Consider the following 13,267-nt stretch of genomic DNA (forward strand, 5'->3'; position numbering starts at 1 on the left):
GCATAGTTTCCATGCACATGATCAGGCACAGGTATAGCCAGGGGGCAAAACAGTGAAACACAGTCGCTGGAAAAAAGCGGACCTGCCAGAAGGCTCAGAAAACCCACTGAACGCAGCGGTAGTATCCCGCGACCGGTCCACATTGGATATGGTTGCCGAGGCGGTGAAGCATGACCAGACGATGCTGGCCTTCCAGCCGGTCATGCAGGCCATGCCCCCGCATCAGACCGCCTTTTATGAGGGTTACATCCGGGTTCTGGACGCCACCGGCCGGGTGATTCCTGCCCGTGACTTCATGCACGTGGTCGAGGAAAAGGAAATCGGCCGCGCACTGGACTGTCTGGCGCTACAGCACGGGCTGCGGGCGCTGATGAAATCGCCCCAGATCCGCCTGTCCGTGAACATGTCGGCGCGCTCCATCGGCTACGGCCGCTGGATGGACGTGCTGAACCGCTTCCTGAAGAAAGATTCCACCATTGGCGAACGTCTGGTTCTGGAAATCACCGAAGCCTCGGCCATGGCCGCGCCAGAGCTGGTCATCGACTTCATGGAGCGGCTGCAGAAACACGGCATCGCCTTTGCGCTGGATAACTTCGGGGCCGGCACCACGGCCATCGCTCACTTTCGCGAATTCTTCTTTGACGCGGTAAAGATCGACGGTCAGTTCATCCGCGGCATCAGCGGCAATCCGGACAATCAGGCCGTGACCTGCGCTCTGGTTGGCATTGCCAAGCAGTTCGACATGCTGGTGGTGGCCGAGTCGGTGGAATCCGAAGCCGATGCGCAATACCTAGTTTCCATCGGCGTCGACTGCATGCAGGGCTTCCTGTTCGGCGCCCCGACGGTCAGCCCGCCCTGGCTGGAGGAACTGAAGGAACGCAGCCGCGCCTGATCCGCCGCGCTGCAGCGTTCGGGAATAGCCTCCTTGTTTCAGGGTCTTCTGTGCATCTGACCGCATGACCCCCAAAAAAGAGCCACCGCCACCGGTGGTTTTTTTGCGTTTATGCCGGTTGACTTCCCGTCAGCCGCTGGGACACCCTGTCGATTGCTGCAGGTGCAGCAATACGCTATGCCTGCCCCGGAGTACGGGAGGACGTGTTTGCCATCGCGGGGTTTTGATTTCACCACCGACCGCGCGGGTGCAACATCTCCGGAGTTAATTGATGGCAGAGGACCCATATCAATGACCAATGTTGTAATCGCATCCGCCGCGCGGACCGCCGTCGGCAGTTTTGGCGGCTCGTTCGCCAATACGCCCGCCCATGATCTGGGTGCCGCTGTTCTGGAGGCCGTTGTTGCCCGCGCCGGCGTCGACAAAAGCGAGATCTCTGAAACCATTCTCGGTCAGGTTCTGACCGCCGCTCAGGGCCAGAACCCGGCCCGTCAGGCACATATCAATGCCGGCCTGCCCATCGAAAGCGCCGCCTGGGGCATCAACCAGGTCTGCGGCTCCGGTCTGCGCGCCGTGGCCCTCGGCGCACAGCACATCCAGTTGGGCGATGCCGCCATCGTTTGCGCCGGTGGCCAGGAAAGCATGACCCTGTCGCCCCACGCCGCAAATCTGCGCGCTGGTCACAAGATGGGCGACATGAAGTATATCGACACCATGATCCGCGACGGTCTGTGGGATGCCTTCAACGGCTACCACATGGGCCAGACCGCTGAAAACGTCGCCGAACAGTGGCAGATCTCCCGCGATCAGCAGGACGAATTCGCCGTCGGCAGCCAGAACAAGGCCGAAGCCGCCCAGAAGGCGGGCAAGTTTGTTGATGAAATCACCCCCTTCACCGTGAAAACCCGCAAGGGCGACATCGTGGTGGACAGCGACGAATACATCCGTCACGGCGCCACCATCGAAGCCATGCAGAAACTGCGCCCCGCCTTCACCAAGGACGGATCGGTCACCGCTGCCAACGCCTCCGGGCTGAACGACGGTGCTGCGGCCACCCTGCTGATGAGCGCCGATGAAGCCGAGAAACGCGGTATCGAGCCGCTGGCCCGCATCGCCTCTTATGCCACCGCTGGCGTCGATCCCTCGATCATGGGCGTCGGCCCGATCCACGCCTCCCGCAAGGCGCTGGAGAAGGCAGGCTGGAGCGCCTCGGATCTGGATCTGGTTGAGGCCAACGAAGCCTTTGCCGCGCAGGCCTGCGCCGTGAACAAGGAAATGGGCTGGGATCCCAGCATCGTCAACGTCAACGGTGGCGCCATCGCCATCGGCCACCCCATCGGCGCCTCGGGCTGCCGGGTTCTGAACACGCTGCTGTTTGAAATGAAGCGGCGCGGTGCCAAGAAAGGCCTCGCCACGCTTTGCATCGGTGGCGGTATGGGCGTCGCCATGTGCGTGGAGCGCCCGTAACGTGGCCTCGTAACCGGACATATCTAAGGGCGCCATCTTGGCGCCCTTTTCTTTTAGGCTTCAAAGGTTTGTCAGGGGTGCGACAATTTATGCGGCGGCGCAGCAAAATCCGTTGCGCAATATTGTTGCTCAAACTAACCTCTGCATGTAGCAAGATTACCAAGTAAATGAATCACTGGAGGACAACTCAATGGCACGAACTGCACTCGTCACAGGCGGCTCCCGCGGCATCGGCGCAGCAATTTCCAAGGCTCTGAAGGCCGAAGGCTATGACGTCGCAGCCACCTATGCCGGCAATGACGAAGCCGCGGCCAAATTCACCGAGGAAACCGGCATCAAGACCTACAAGTGGAACGTGGGAGACTACGAGGAAAGCAAGGCCGGTATCGAAAAGGTCGAAGCCGATCTGGGTCCCATTGACGTCGTGGTGGCAAATGCTGGGATCACCCGCGATGCCCCCTTCCACAAGATGACGCCCGAGCAGTGGCACCAGGTGATCGACACCAACCTGACCGGCGTCTTCAACACCATTCACCCGATCTGGCCCGGCATGCGCGAGCGCAAGTTCGGCCGTATCATCGTGATCTCCTCGATCAACGGTCAGAAAGGTCAGTTCGCTCAGGTAAACTATGCTGCCACCAAGGCAGGCGATCTGGGCATCGTCAAATCCCTGGCGCAGGAAGGCGCCCGCGCAGGCATCACCGCCAACGCGATCTGCCCCGGCTATATCGCCACTGAAATGGTGATGGCCGTGCCGGAAAAGGTGCGTGATTCGATCATCGCACAGATCCCGACCGGCCGCCTGGGCGAGCCCGAGGAAATCGCCCGCTGCGTGACCTTCCTGGCCTCTGATGACGCAGGCTTCATCAACGGGTCGACCATTTCCGCCAACGGCGGTCAGTTCTTCGTCTGATCCGAGTGCGCAATGGTAAAAACAACAAGGGCCGGTCCTGATGGACCGGCCCTTTTTCAATCCCGTAAGGACATGTGCACTATGCCCAGCGGGAAACTCTTGTGCTGACCAGCGAAGGCTTGCCACGGCGGAACAGGCGCGCCCAGAAGGATTTCAGCACCTGGCCGCGTTCTTCATGTGCACGCTGCATGGCCAGTTTGATATCGGCGTTGACTGTATATTCCATCTCGCAAACCTCCGTTTCGGATCAGCATCATTAACCTGACACCAATATGATTGCGGGTGAAAAAACTTACAAACGAGACTTTTCAGTCATTCAGTTAAGTATTACTGATGTGATTATGCCAGAACACCTGCCCCCCCTGACCGCCCTGCGCGCCTTTGATGCCGCCGCCCGCCACATGTCCTTTGCCAAGGCGGCAGAGGAGCTGAACGTGACCCCGGCGGCGCTGTCCTTTCAAATCAAATCGCTCGAGGAGCACCTCGGCGCGCCGCTGTTCCGTCGGCTCAACCGTGCGGTGGAGCTGACCGAGGCCGGACGCACGCTGGCCCCAGGCGCCGCCGAGGGTTTCGAAATTCTTGGCGATGCCTGGCACGCCACCCGGCGGCTGCAGGACAACAGCACACTGACGGTGACCGCTGGCCCAGGCTTTACCGCGAAATGGCTGGCGCCGCGTCTTTATGAATTTGCGCGCGCCCATCCCGAAATCGACCTGCGCTTTTCCGCGACACTCAGACAGATGGATTTCCAGCGCGACGAGGTCGATGTGGCAATCCGGTTTGGCGTCGGCCCGGACGAGGGCCTTTGGTCCCTGCCCCTGCGCAAGGAATGGATGACACCGGTGATGACGCCGGAACTAGCAGAGAAATACAAAACCCCCGAAAGCCTGACCGAGGCGCCGCTTCTGTTCGACGAATCCCTGAACTTCCTGCAGCCGCCCTGCGACTGGCCAGCATGGTTCGCCGCCGTCGGAATCGATTTTGCCCCCACGCATGGCGCGCATTTCTCGCAGGCTGACCATGCGGTGGATGCCGCCCTGACCGGGGCGGGCGTCGTGCTTGGCCGCCGCGCCATGGTGGTGACCGATCTGCACGCCGGGCGTCTGGTGGCCCCTTTCGCGACTGCGATTGAAACAGAAGGACGGTTTCGCTTTGTCTGCGCCAAGGGCACCGAGGATCGCCCCCAGATCAAGGCGTTCCGCGACTGGTTCATGGGGGAGATCGACAAGACATCCTATGTGTCTGAGCGGTTCGATATCATCCCGGTCACCGATATCGCCCAGCCCTGAATACAGCATTCCTGACCACTCGCACGCGGTTCGCCCGGACAGCCCCCTTCAAAAGCAAAAGGGCCACCAGATCTGGCAGCCCAATTTCATCAGACATATCGTGGGCGCGCCGCCCGTGCCGGTTTTGCTCCGGTTTGCGGCTGCGCCCGAGTTGCTCGCGCGTCAGTGCGCCAGTTCGCTTGCGGACAATCGCTCAATCTCTTCCTTGAGCTTCAGTTTCTGCTTTTTCATGGCAGCGACTTCCAGACCGTCGGTACTGGGTGCACGTTGGGCCTGTTCGACTTCCATGCTGAGGTGCTCGTGCTTCTTCTTCAGTTCCGTGAGATGCGAGCTGAGGCTCATGCCGTTCCTCCTTTTTGAGCAAAATACGCCCTGCGTCAGCAGGACACCTCAAGTGGAGCATAAGAAAATGCGTCTGTCACGCTGCAGGCGCACAGTTTTGTCATCAATTTGTTGCATCGGCTGAAGACTGCCAAAAACCGCCGCTCAGCCTTGCAATAAAGGCGCAAAGCCACGGTAAAACGACTATGTAACGCTTGAAAGACGCAAGGGTCCTACCCATATGGGCATCCGGTCAGACAGGCCCCGGCAACGCTCTGATGGCAGTCCCCGATACCACGTCACCGCCTTGGCGACCGACTCGCCGCGATAGAGGATTGGCTGCTCAGGCGGGCCGCTTTTCCCCGGGCCAGGGCAGGGCCGCGCCCTGCCGCAGCACATCGGCCACCTCTTCCTGATAGCTTTCGCCGTCCCGCTCGTGCCGCGCGCCCTTGTGCAGGATCAGCGGCGCGTGCAGCCGGAACTCCGCCCGCCCCTCCTTGCGCGCGCGCAGGATCACCAGCTCTGCCGCCCGCCCCTGTCGCGGCGCCAGCGGCAGCACCTCCAGCGACCCCAGCCTCCCGGCACAGGCCACCAGCATATCCGGCAACCGGTCCGCGCGCTGGATCATGTGCAGGTATCCGCGCGGCGCCAGCCGTTTGGCGGCAACGGCGATCCAGTCCTGCAGCGGTGTCTCTTCTCCGAGGGCAACCCGCCGCCCGGCATCCTGCGCCGGGCTGTGTCCCCCTGCCCGGTAGTAAGGCGGATTGGCAATCACATGGGCGAACTGCATCTGGCGCAAAGACACCGGCAACTGCGCCAGGTCCGCCTCGATCACATCAATGTCCTGCCCGTTCAGCGCGCCATTGCGCCGCGCCAGGTCGGCATAGGTGGCCTGCAACTCCACGCCCGTAAGGCGCAGCCCCGGCACCCGTGCCGCAAGGCACAGCAGCGCCTGCCCCGCACCGCAGCCGAGCTCCAGCACATGATCCCCCGCCCGCGCCGGAACAGCGGCCGCCAACAACACAGGATCAACCCCGGCACGGTAGCCTTTGACGGGCTGATACAGCCGCACCCGGCCGCCCAGGAAATCGTTACAGGTCAGATCCGCGTCGGCAAAAATGCTCATTGGCCCAGCGGGATGTCATTGTCGCGCACCACCCGCAAAGCCGGGTCGTAATCATCCGGATGCACCATAAGGCGGCGCGGAAAAATTCCGATGCCGCCCTCGAGGATGCTCATATTTACGTCCAACTGAAAGCAGTCTATATCCTCTCCCTCAAGAAGGGCTGAGGCAAAGGCCAGGACGGTTGGATCGGTGCTGCGCAGAAGTTCCTTCATGGGGATGGATCTAAGAGCAAGGGCAATACCTTGTCGAGCCTGAAAGCCGGGAAAGCAATGGACCAAGTCATGACGCAAAAGCCGCATGAAATGCTGGCAGCCACCCTCAGCGACGAGATGGCGGCGGTAAACACGCTGATCCGCACAAGGATGGCCTCCGAGCACGCGCCCCGGATCCCCGAGGTGACCGCCCATCTGGTTGAGGCCGGCGGCAAGCGCCTGCGCCCGATGCTGACCCTGGCGGCGGCGCGCATGTGTGGCTACGAGGGCGACAATCACGTCAAACTGGCGGCCACAGTGGAGTTCATCCACACCGCTACCCTGCTGCATGACGATGTGGTCGACGAAAGCGGCCAGCGCCGCGGCCGCCCCACCGCCAACCTCTTGTGGGACAACAAAAGCTCCGTTCTGGTCGGCGATTACCTCTTTGCCCGCAGCTTCCAGCTGATGGTGGAAACCGGCTCTTTGCGGGTGCTGGACATCCTCGCCAATGCTGCCGCCACCATCGCCGAGGGCGAGGTGCTGCAGATGACCGCGGCAACCGACCTCAAAACCGACGAAGCGATCTACCTGCAGGTGGTGCGCGGCAAGACGGCAGCGCTGTTCTCCGCCGCAACCGAGGTCGGTGGCGTCATCGCCGGGGTGGAGGAGGCGCAGATCAAGGCGCTGTTCGATTACGGCGATGCCCTGGGCATTGCCTTCCAGATCGCCGATGACCTTCTGGATTATCAGGGCGACAGCAAGGCGACGGGCAAGAACATCGGCGACGATTTCCGCGAACGCAAGCTGACCCTGCCGGTGATCAAGGCAGTGGCGCAGGCCACCGATGAAGAACGCGCCTTCTGGACCCGCACCATCGAAAAGGGCCGCCAGGAAGAGGGCGATCTCGACCACGCTCTGGCGCTGATGGGCAAGTACAAGACGCTGGAGGCCACCCGCGACGACGCCATGGCTTGGGCCGAAAAGGCAAAGACCGCGCTGCAAAGCCTGCCGGAGCACCCGATCCGCCAGATGCTGCATGATCTCGCCGATTACGTGGTGGCTCGGCTGCACTAACCGCCGGAGCAACACGCCAAAGTCGGCATATCAGCCCCTTTCTTCCAAAGTCCGGGTCAAGGGAGGCGTTAGCCTCCGCGCCGCGCGCGGCTTGCCCTTGAGGCGGATTTTGGAACTCCACACTCGATGTGGCGCCTGCAGCGCAGACCTGCACTGCAGGCGCCTCTCAGCAGATCTGGAAAACAGCGCGCCGCAGGCGCGCTGCCGGGCCCAAGGCGGTTCGCTGCATCTTTGATGCGGCGATACAGGCGCGGGAGCCCCCCGCGCCTAGAGCAAGCGCCCCGAAGCCACCCACCAGTCAGGGTGTTTCGCACGAGTATCCTCTGCCGTGCTTTGCGCCTGCCCCTCGTCAGGTTCGAACAGCGCAAAACAGGTGGCGCCAGAGCCGGACATGGCCGAAAACAGCGCCCCCGAGCCACGCAGCGCGTCCAGAACCTCTCCGATCACCGGCGCAGCGGCCACGGCTGGGGCCTGCAGATCGTTACGCTGCCGCGCCAGCCATGCCGACAGCTCCAGCGCATCGCCCCAGCCCGGCAGGTCCTGCGGCATGGCCGGATTCTCGCGCGAGGCCAACCCGCGGAACACCACCGGGGTCGAGACCGCCACACCAGGATTCACCAGCAGGATATCGCAGGACGGCAAGGGTGGCAGCGGCGTCAGGTCCTCGCCAATCCCGGCCATGCGCCAGGCTCCCGGCGCCATGCAGACGGGCACATCTGCGCCGAGGCTTAACAAATCCGCTTCGCCGGGCAGCTCCACATCCCAAAGCTGCGCCAACGCCCGCAGCGTTGCCGCCGCATCCGAAGAGCCGCCACCGATGCCAGCCGCTGCAGGCAGGTGTTTTTCCAGCGTAATCTCAGCGCCCTGCCCGGCAGGTTTCAAAACCTCTGCCGCCCGCATCACAAGGTTGGAACCGTCCGTGGGCACGCCAGCCGCCCGTGGCCCGCTTACCTGCAGGGACAGATCCTCAGCCGGGCGCACCCGCACCTGATCCCCGACATCGCAAAACGCCACCAGAGAATCCAGCAGGTGATAACCATCGGCGCGCTGGCCGGTCACATGCAGGGTCAGGTTGATCTTGGCCGGGGCGAAAGCCTCAACCGCCATTGGCAACCTTCAGGGGATCCGCACCTTCTTCTTCCAGCACCACATCCAGACCGACCTCGATCTTGCGGCGGATCCGTTCGGGATCGGCTTCACCATCGCCTTCGCCAGAGTGGATGAAGGACAGCGCTCGTTTCCACTGGAATTCCGCCTCGCGTTGGCGGCCTACTGCCCAGAACACATCGCCAAGATGGTCATTCACCACCGGATCCACTGGCATCAATTCCACCGCGCGCTCCATGTGGCCCACCGCCTCGCTATAGCGGCCAAGACGATACAGCACCCAGCCCAGCGAATCGACGATATAGCCCGACTCGGGACGTGCTGCGACGGCGCGCTCGATCATGTCGAGCGCCTCATCTAGGTTCTTCTGCTTTTCCACCAGCGAGTAGCCAAGGTAGTTCAGCACCTGCGGGCGGTTCGGCTCCAGCGCCAGAGAGGCACGGAAATCGGCCTCGGCCTCGGCCCAGTTATCCAGCCTTTCGTGGCAGATGCCGCGGGCATAATAGAGGAACCAGCGACTCGGCGATTGCTCGGGCGTGTAGGTCAGCGCCTTGTCATAGGCGGTCACGGCGCCAGTGTAGTCTTCCTGCTGTCGCAGCAGGTCGCCCAGGCTGACCTGAACCTGCGGCAGTTCAGGATAGATCTCTGCCAGTTGCGCCAATACCTCGGCTGCGGCGTCCGGTTTGGCCGAGCGGCGCAGCGCCTCGGCGCGGCCCATTTCAGCGGCATAATAATCGGGATGGCTGCGCGGCACCTGTTTATAGGTGGCAATCGACAGCGGGAAGCGGCCCAGCTTGTCCAAGAGCTCCGCGCTTAGCAGAACCGCATCGACGTGATCCGGGTTCAGGACCGAGGCCATGCGGGCATACATCAGCACATAGTCATCCGCCTGCTGCCCATTCAGCGCCGATCCCATGGTGAAAAAGACTTCGGCGATCCCTTCGACCGGGCCGGGCGCCATGGTAAAGCCAAGCGCCTCGCCTGCCTCAAGTCGGCCCCGCAAATCCGCAAGCGCCGGATCAAAGCCGCTGCTGAAGGCCCCGCTCAGCACCTCAAGCGCCTTTTCGTTCTGCCCCAGCTGCGACAGGATCTGCATCCGCGCCAGAACCGATTGGCGCGACAGGCGGGTCAGCTTGCCATCCTCGGCGGCGAACATCGCCTCTGCGCCCTCGTAGTCCCCGACCGAGGCCAGCGCCAGCGCCTGATGAAACTGCGCGTAGGGGCGCAGGTTCTGGTCTTCGGCAAGGGCTTCGAAACTCTGCATCGCGGCGGAGACAGCCCCTTCGCCCATATGCGCCCAGGCTGTCAGCAACCCATCCACCAGCGGGTGAATATCGCGGATCGCCAGATCCCGCGCCAGAATGTCGACAAAGGCGCCGCGGCGGGCGAAATCGCCCACCATGACCATATTCGTCGCCTGGCTGCGCAGCTCCATCTCCCACAGGCGCTGTGCCACTGGCAGTGCACGATCCAGATCGCCCTGCGCCAGCTGGGCAAAGACCACATTTTCCATCAACACGGGGTTCTTCGGATCGCGGACCAGAGCGCGGGTGTAATATTCGGCAGCTGCCGAGAAATCACTCTCATAGGTGGCGGCACGACCAGCGAGGTAAGCCCCCGCCAATCCGTTGGCTGCAACTGGCGCCGCAAGGCCCAGCGTGGATGTGACCGAAACAGACAGCGCAACCAGCGCCGCGGATGACAGGTTGCGAAGATTTTGAACCGGCACCGGGACCTCCCCCAAGGGTATGTATTCGTGATTGTGAAAAAGGGTAATCCGGGCGCTGACAACACGCAATGGGGCGCCTCGGAAGGCGCCCCACTTTTGCGTTATTTCCGGCAAAACCGGAGGAAATCCGCCCGGCTGCGGGCAAATCTGCCCAAACCGGATCACATATTGGGATAGTTCGGCCCGTCACCGCCCTGCGGCGTGGTCCAGGTGATGTTCTGGCTCGGGTCCTTGATGTCGCAGGTCTTGCAGTGAACGCAGTTCTGGAAGTTCACCACGAACTCCGGCTTGCCGTCCTTTTCGACCACCTCGTAGACGCCGGCCGGGCAATAGCGCTGCGCCGGTTCGTCGTATTTCGGCAGGTTGACCGAGATCGGCGTATCCGCATTGCCAAGGTGCAGGTGGCAAGGCTGGCTTTCCTCGTGATTGGTCATCGCGAAGGAGACGTTGGTCAGCCGGTCAAAGGACAGGGTGCCATCGGGTTTCGGGTAATCAATCGGCTTGTGCTTGCTGGCTTCTTCGGTGGCTTCGGCGTCGTTCTTGCCGTGACCAAGGGTGCCAAAGAAGGACAGGCCAAGGATGTTGTTGGTCCACATATCCAGACCACCCAGCATCAGCGAGGCAGTGAGACCCCACTTCGACCACATCGGTTTGACGTTGCGGACCATCTTGAGGTCCTTGCCGATAGCGCCTTCGCGCACGTCTGTCTCATAGGCGGACAGCTCGTCACCGGAACGCTCGGCCTTGATGGCGTCATAGGCAGCTTCGGCTGCGGCCTTGCCCGACAGCATGGCGTTGTGGTTGCCCTTGATGCGCGGCACGTTGACCATGCCTGCGGCGCAACCCAGCAGCGCCACACCGGGTGCCACAAGCTTCGGCATCGACTGCCATCCGCCTTCGGTAATGGCGCGGGCGCCATAGGCAACGCGCTTGCCGCCTTCCAGCAGCTCGGCCACCATCGGGTGGTGCTTGAACCGCTGGAATTCCATGTAGGGGAACAGGTAGGGGTTCTTGTAGTTCAGGTGCACCACGAAGCCCACGTAAACCTGGTTGTTCTCCAGGTGATAGATAAAGGAGCCACCGCCCGCGTTGGAATTCAGCGGCCAGCCCATGGTGTGGGTGACGGTGCCTTCCTTGTGTTTGGCCGGGTCGATCTCCCAGATCTCTTTCATGCCAACGCCGTATTTCTGCGGCTCCTTGCCATCGGACAGGCCGTATTTGGCGATCACTTCCTTGGACAGCGAGCCACGTACGCCTTCGCCGAGGAAGACATATTTGCCGTGCAGCTCCATGCCCGGCTCGGTGTTGGGACCGTAAGAGCCGTCGGCCTCCAGACCGAAGACACCGGCGACCACGCCTTTGACTTCGCCGTTGTCGCCGTAGATCAGCTCGGAGCAGGCCATGCCCGGGAAAATCTCGACGCCCAGTTCCTCGGCCTGTTCAGCCATCCAGCGGCAGACATTGCCCATGGAGACGATGTAGTTGCCGTGGTTGTTCATCAGCGGCGGCATCGGGAAGTTGGGGATCCGCACCTCGCCCGACTCGCCCATCATGTAGAAGTTGTCTTCCTTGACCGGCGTGTTGAGCGGCGCGCCCTTTTCCTTCCAGTCAGGAATCAGCGCATCAAGACCGCAGGGATCCAGAACCGCGCCCGACAGGATATGCGCGCCCACTTCGGAGCCTTTTTCCAGCACCACGACCTCAAGGTCGCTGTCCAGCTGCTTCAGACGGATCGCCGCCGACAGACCCGCAGGGCCGGCCCCGACGATCACAACGTCATATTCCATCGCTTCGCGTTCAATCTCGGCCATAGATGATGTGCTCCTTGGCTATCGTTCGTTTCTGTCCCCATCGGACAGATGGTCCTGGGCGCAATTTTCTTTCGCGGTTGCTTAGCGTTTGGGGATTACAAAGGTCAATCCATACTCTGCGTTACGTTCCAGCAGAACGGGCTTTTCCGTATAAAACATACTCATTTCCGACGCTCATCCGTCATTTTCAACCTCTGGGCTGTCCCCCATCAGATAGCGCGGGCCGGTGCCCTTCTCTCCTGCCTTGTCCTGCGGATTATATAGCGCGCATCTCGGCAAGGACAGGCAGCCGCATCCGATACAGCCATCAAGGTTATCACGCAGCTTCATAAGCGTCTCGATTCGCTGATCCAGGTGATCGCGGAAGTCCGAGGAAATCGCCGCCCAATCCTCTTGCGTCGGGGTGCGCCCGCCCGGCAGTTTTTTCAGGTACTCGCGGATCTCCGGCAGGGAAAACCCGAACTGCTGCGCGATCATGATGAAGCTGAGCCGCCTGAGATCCGAGCGCAGGAACCGCCGCTGCCCGCCCGCATTGCGCCAGGGCTCTACCAGACCCTGCGCCTCGTAATACCGGATGGCAGAGACCGCCAGCCCGGTGCGCTCTGCCAGATAGCCAATCGAAACACCTGCGGATTTTGCCATGTCGGATCCCTTCCCTGACGTGATGAAAAATACCTTGATCTAAAGTTAGGTTTAGAAATTACACAGGATGCAGAGATTATCAAAGGAGATTCGAAATGACCGCCATTCTTGAACACGCGAACCTCTGCGTCAGCGATCCCCATGCCACCGCCGCCTGGATGGAAAAGGTCTTTGGCTGGCGCATCCGCTGGCAGGGTCCGGCAATTCACGGCGGCCTTTCGGTCCACGTCGGCAGCAAGGACAGCTATCTTGCGCTTTATACGCCACCGGAAGACCTGGGTGATCCGCTGCCCCGCTATGCCAACAAGGGAACGCTCAACCATCTGGCGCTGATCGTCGAGGATCTGGACCGCACCGAGGAGGCGGTTCGGGAGGTCGGCTTTACGCCGATGAACCACGCCGATTACGAACCCGGACGACGGTTCTATTTCCTGGATGGAGAGGGGGTGGAATATGAGCTTGTTCAATATGATTGAGTTGTTGGGGATCGACGCACACAGGCGGCCCCGGGGCAGGCACAACACGCGGTTCCACGGCGATCAGGCCGAGGCACAGTTCTGGCGCATCGAAGCGCATCTGCCGGTACCGGACCCGCTGCCACCGCGACATATCAAGCGGCGATAAATCCCGCAGCAAGTCCCGGTCCCTGCAGCAAAACTCTGCCCGTGGCCGCAGGTCCCCCTTGCATTTGGTCCCACGATT

14 protein-coding genes are annotated in these 13,267 nt (G+C 61.8%); 6 read left to right on the forward strand and 8 right to left on the reverse strand.

What is annotated here, in order from left to right; translation table 11 throughout:
- Positions 1 to 52 precede the first annotated feature (52 nt).
- The 3 genes from SM764_RS01785 to phbB all read left to right on the forward strand — a co-directional run bounded on the left by SM764_RS01785 (position 53) and on the right by phbB (position 3,272).
- Entirely contained in the window at positions 53 to 892 is an 840-nt protein-coding gene (locus SM764_RS01785; RefSeq protein WP_065272490.1) for an EAL domain-containing protein, read from the forward strand.
- A 291-nt stretch (positions 893 to 1,183) separates the two neighbouring features.
- Complete coding sequence (locus SM764_RS01790) at positions 1,184 to 2,359, forward strand: acetyl-CoA C-acetyltransferase (RefSeq protein WP_065272489.1); 1,176 nt, start codon at positions 1,184 to 1,186, stop codon at positions 2,357 to 2,359.
- Between the two features lie 190 nt (positions 2,360 to 2,549).
- Positions 2,550 to 3,272 (forward strand): acetoacetyl-CoA reductase, encoded by a 723-nt coding sequence (phbB, locus tag SM764_RS01795; RefSeq protein ID WP_274827588.1) that lies wholly within the window; start codon positions 2,550 to 2,552, stop codon positions 3,270 to 3,272.
- 79 nt (positions 3,273 to 3,351) lie between these two features.
- Here the strand turns inward: phbB and SM764_RS01800 are convergent, their stop codons facing one another.
- Positions 3,352 to 3,498 carry a hypothetical protein gene (locus tag SM764_RS01800; protein WP_156767922.1) on the reverse strand — a complete coding sequence of 49 codons (147 nt, stop codon included), beginning with the start codon at positions 3,496 to 3,498 and terminating at the stop codon, positions 3,352 to 3,354.
- 115 nt (positions 3,499 to 3,613) lie between these two features.
- Here SM764_RS01800 and SM764_RS01805 point away from each other — a divergent pair, with 115 nt between their 5' ends.
- Complete coding sequence (locus SM764_RS01805) at positions 3,614 to 4,561, forward strand: transcriptional regulator GcvA (RefSeq protein ID WP_369000861.1); 948 nt, start codon at positions 3,614 to 3,616, stop codon at positions 4,559 to 4,561.
- A 162-nt stretch (positions 4,562 to 4,723) separates the two neighbouring features.
- Here SM764_RS01805 and SM764_RS01810 read toward each other — a convergent pair whose 3' ends face one another.
- The 3 genes from SM764_RS01810 to SM764_RS01820 form a co-directional block, all read right to left on the reverse strand.
- Complete coding sequence (locus SM764_RS01810; RefSeq protein ID WP_065272486.1) at positions 4,724 to 4,903, reverse strand: YdcH family protein; 180 nt, start codon at positions 4,901 to 4,903, stop codon at positions 4,724 to 4,726.
- A gap of 322 nt (positions 4,904 to 5,225) precedes the next feature.
- Positions 5,226 to 6,008: a tRNA1(Val) (adenine(37)-N6)-methyltransferase gene (locus SM764_RS01815; protein WP_369000862.1), complete on the reverse strand. Its 783-nt coding sequence runs from the start codon at positions 6,006 to 6,008 to the stop codon at positions 5,226 to 5,228.
- Positions 6,005 to 6,220: a putative signal transducing protein gene (locus tag SM764_RS01820; RefSeq protein ID WP_369000863.1), complete on the reverse strand. Its 216-nt coding sequence runs from the start codon at positions 6,218 to 6,220 to the stop codon at positions 6,005 to 6,007. The genes SM764_RS01815 and SM764_RS01820 overlap by 4 nt, the downstream gene beginning before the upstream one ends.
- Before the next feature lie 57 nt (positions 6,221 to 6,277).
- Between SM764_RS01820 and SM764_RS01825 the strand changes: the two genes are divergently transcribed.
- A complete protein-coding gene (locus tag SM764_RS01825; protein ID WP_368947297.1) occupies positions 6,278 to 7,276 on the forward strand; it encodes a polyprenyl synthetase family protein in 999 nt (332 codons plus the stop codon).
- A 267-nt stretch (positions 7,277 to 7,543) separates the two neighbouring features.
- Here SM764_RS01825 and SM764_RS01830 read toward each other — a convergent pair whose 3' ends face one another.
- The 4 genes from SM764_RS01830 to soxR all read right to left on the reverse strand — a co-directional run bounded on the left by SM764_RS01830 (position 7,544) and on the right by soxR (position 12,565).
- Positions 7,544 to 8,383 carry a 4-(cytidine 5'-diphospho)-2-C-methyl-D-erythritol kinase gene (locus tag SM764_RS01830; protein WP_369000864.1) on the reverse strand — a complete coding sequence of 280 codons (840 nt, stop codon included), beginning with the start codon at positions 8,381 to 8,383 and terminating at the stop codon, positions 7,544 to 7,546.
- Complete coding sequence (locus SM764_RS01835; protein WP_065273704.1) at positions 8,373 to 10,112, reverse strand: tetratricopeptide repeat protein; 1,740 nt, start codon at positions 10,110 to 10,112, stop codon at positions 8,373 to 8,375. Before SM764_RS01835 ends, SM764_RS01830 begins: the two co-directional genes overlap by 11 nt.
- 161 nt (positions 10,113 to 10,273) lie before the next feature.
- Entirely contained in the window at positions 10,274 to 11,923 is a 1,650-nt protein-coding gene (locus tag SM764_RS01840) for an electron transfer flavoprotein-ubiquinone oxidoreductase (protein ID WP_274827582.1), read from the reverse strand.
- Positions 11,924 to 12,097: 174 nt separating this feature from the next.
- Complete coding sequence (gene soxR, locus SM764_RS01845) at positions 12,098 to 12,565, reverse strand: redox-sensitive transcriptional activator SoxR (protein WP_065272480.1); 468 nt, start codon at positions 12,563 to 12,565, stop codon at positions 12,098 to 12,100.
- Between the two features lie 95 nt (positions 12,566 to 12,660).
- Between soxR and SM764_RS01850 the strand changes: the two genes are divergently transcribed.
- The gene (locus SM764_RS01850) at positions 12,661 to 13,041 is read left to right on the forward strand and encodes a VOC family protein (protein ID WP_274837542.1); all 381 of its coding nucleotides are present in this window, start codon (positions 12,661 to 12,663) and stop codon (positions 13,039 to 13,041) included.
- Positions 13,042 to 13,267 lie beyond the last annotated feature (226 nt).

Origin of the sequence: Pseudophaeobacter sp. 1A16562 (genome assembly GCF_041008785.1) — a bacterium.
GTDB lineage: Bacteria > Pseudomonadota > Alphaproteobacteria > Rhodobacterales > Rhodobacteraceae > Phycobacter > Phycobacter gallaeciensis_A.

Excerpts from the sequence above, each read along its gene's own strand:
- SM764_RS01820 (WP_369000863.1), bottom strand. The coding sequence starts at position 6,220 with ATGAAGGAACTTCTGCGCAGCACCGATCCAACCGTCCTGGCCTTTGCC.
- SM764_RS01815 (WP_369000862.1), bottom strand. The coding sequence starts at position 6,008 with ATGAGCATTTTTGCCGACGCGGATCTGACCTGTAACGATTTCCTGGGC.
- SM764_RS01825 (WP_368947297.1), top strand. The coding sequence starts at position 6,278 with ATGGACCAAGTCATGACGCAAAAGCCGCATGAAATGCTGGCAGCCACC.
- soxR (WP_065272480.1), bottom strand. The coding sequence starts at position 12,565 with ATGGCAAAATCCGCAGGTGTTTCGATTGGCTATCTGGCAGAGCGCACC.
- SM764_RS01850 (WP_274837542.1), top strand. The coding sequence starts at position 12,661 with ATGACCGCCATTCTTGAACACGCGAACCTCTGCGTCAGCGATCCCCAT.
- phbB (WP_274827588.1), top strand. The coding sequence starts at position 2,550 with ATGGCACGAACTGCACTCGTCACAGGCGGCTCCCGCGGCATCGGCGCA.
- SM764_RS01810 (WP_065272486.1), bottom strand. The coding sequence starts at position 4,903 with ATGAGCCTCAGCTCGCATCTCACGGAACTGAAGAAGAAGCACGAGCAC.
- SM764_RS01830 (WP_369000864.1), bottom strand. The coding sequence starts at position 8,383 with ATGGCGGTTGAGGCTTTCGCCCCGGCCAAGATCAACCTGACCCTGCAT.
- SM764_RS01800 (WP_156767922.1), bottom strand. The coding sequence starts at position 3,498 with ATGGAATATACAGTCAACGCCGATATCAAACTGGCCATGCAGCGTGCA.
- SM764_RS01805 (WP_369000861.1), top strand. The coding sequence starts at position 3,614 with ATGCCAGAACACCTGCCCCCCCTGACCGCCCTGCGCGCCTTTGATGCC.
- SM764_RS01840 (WP_274827582.1), bottom strand. The coding sequence starts at position 11,923 with ATGGCCGAGATTGAACGCGAAGCGATGGAATATGACGTTGTGATCGTC.
- SM764_RS01790 (WP_065272489.1), top strand. The coding sequence starts at position 1,184 with ATGACCAATGTTGTAATCGCATCCGCCGCGCGGACCGCCGTCGGCAGT.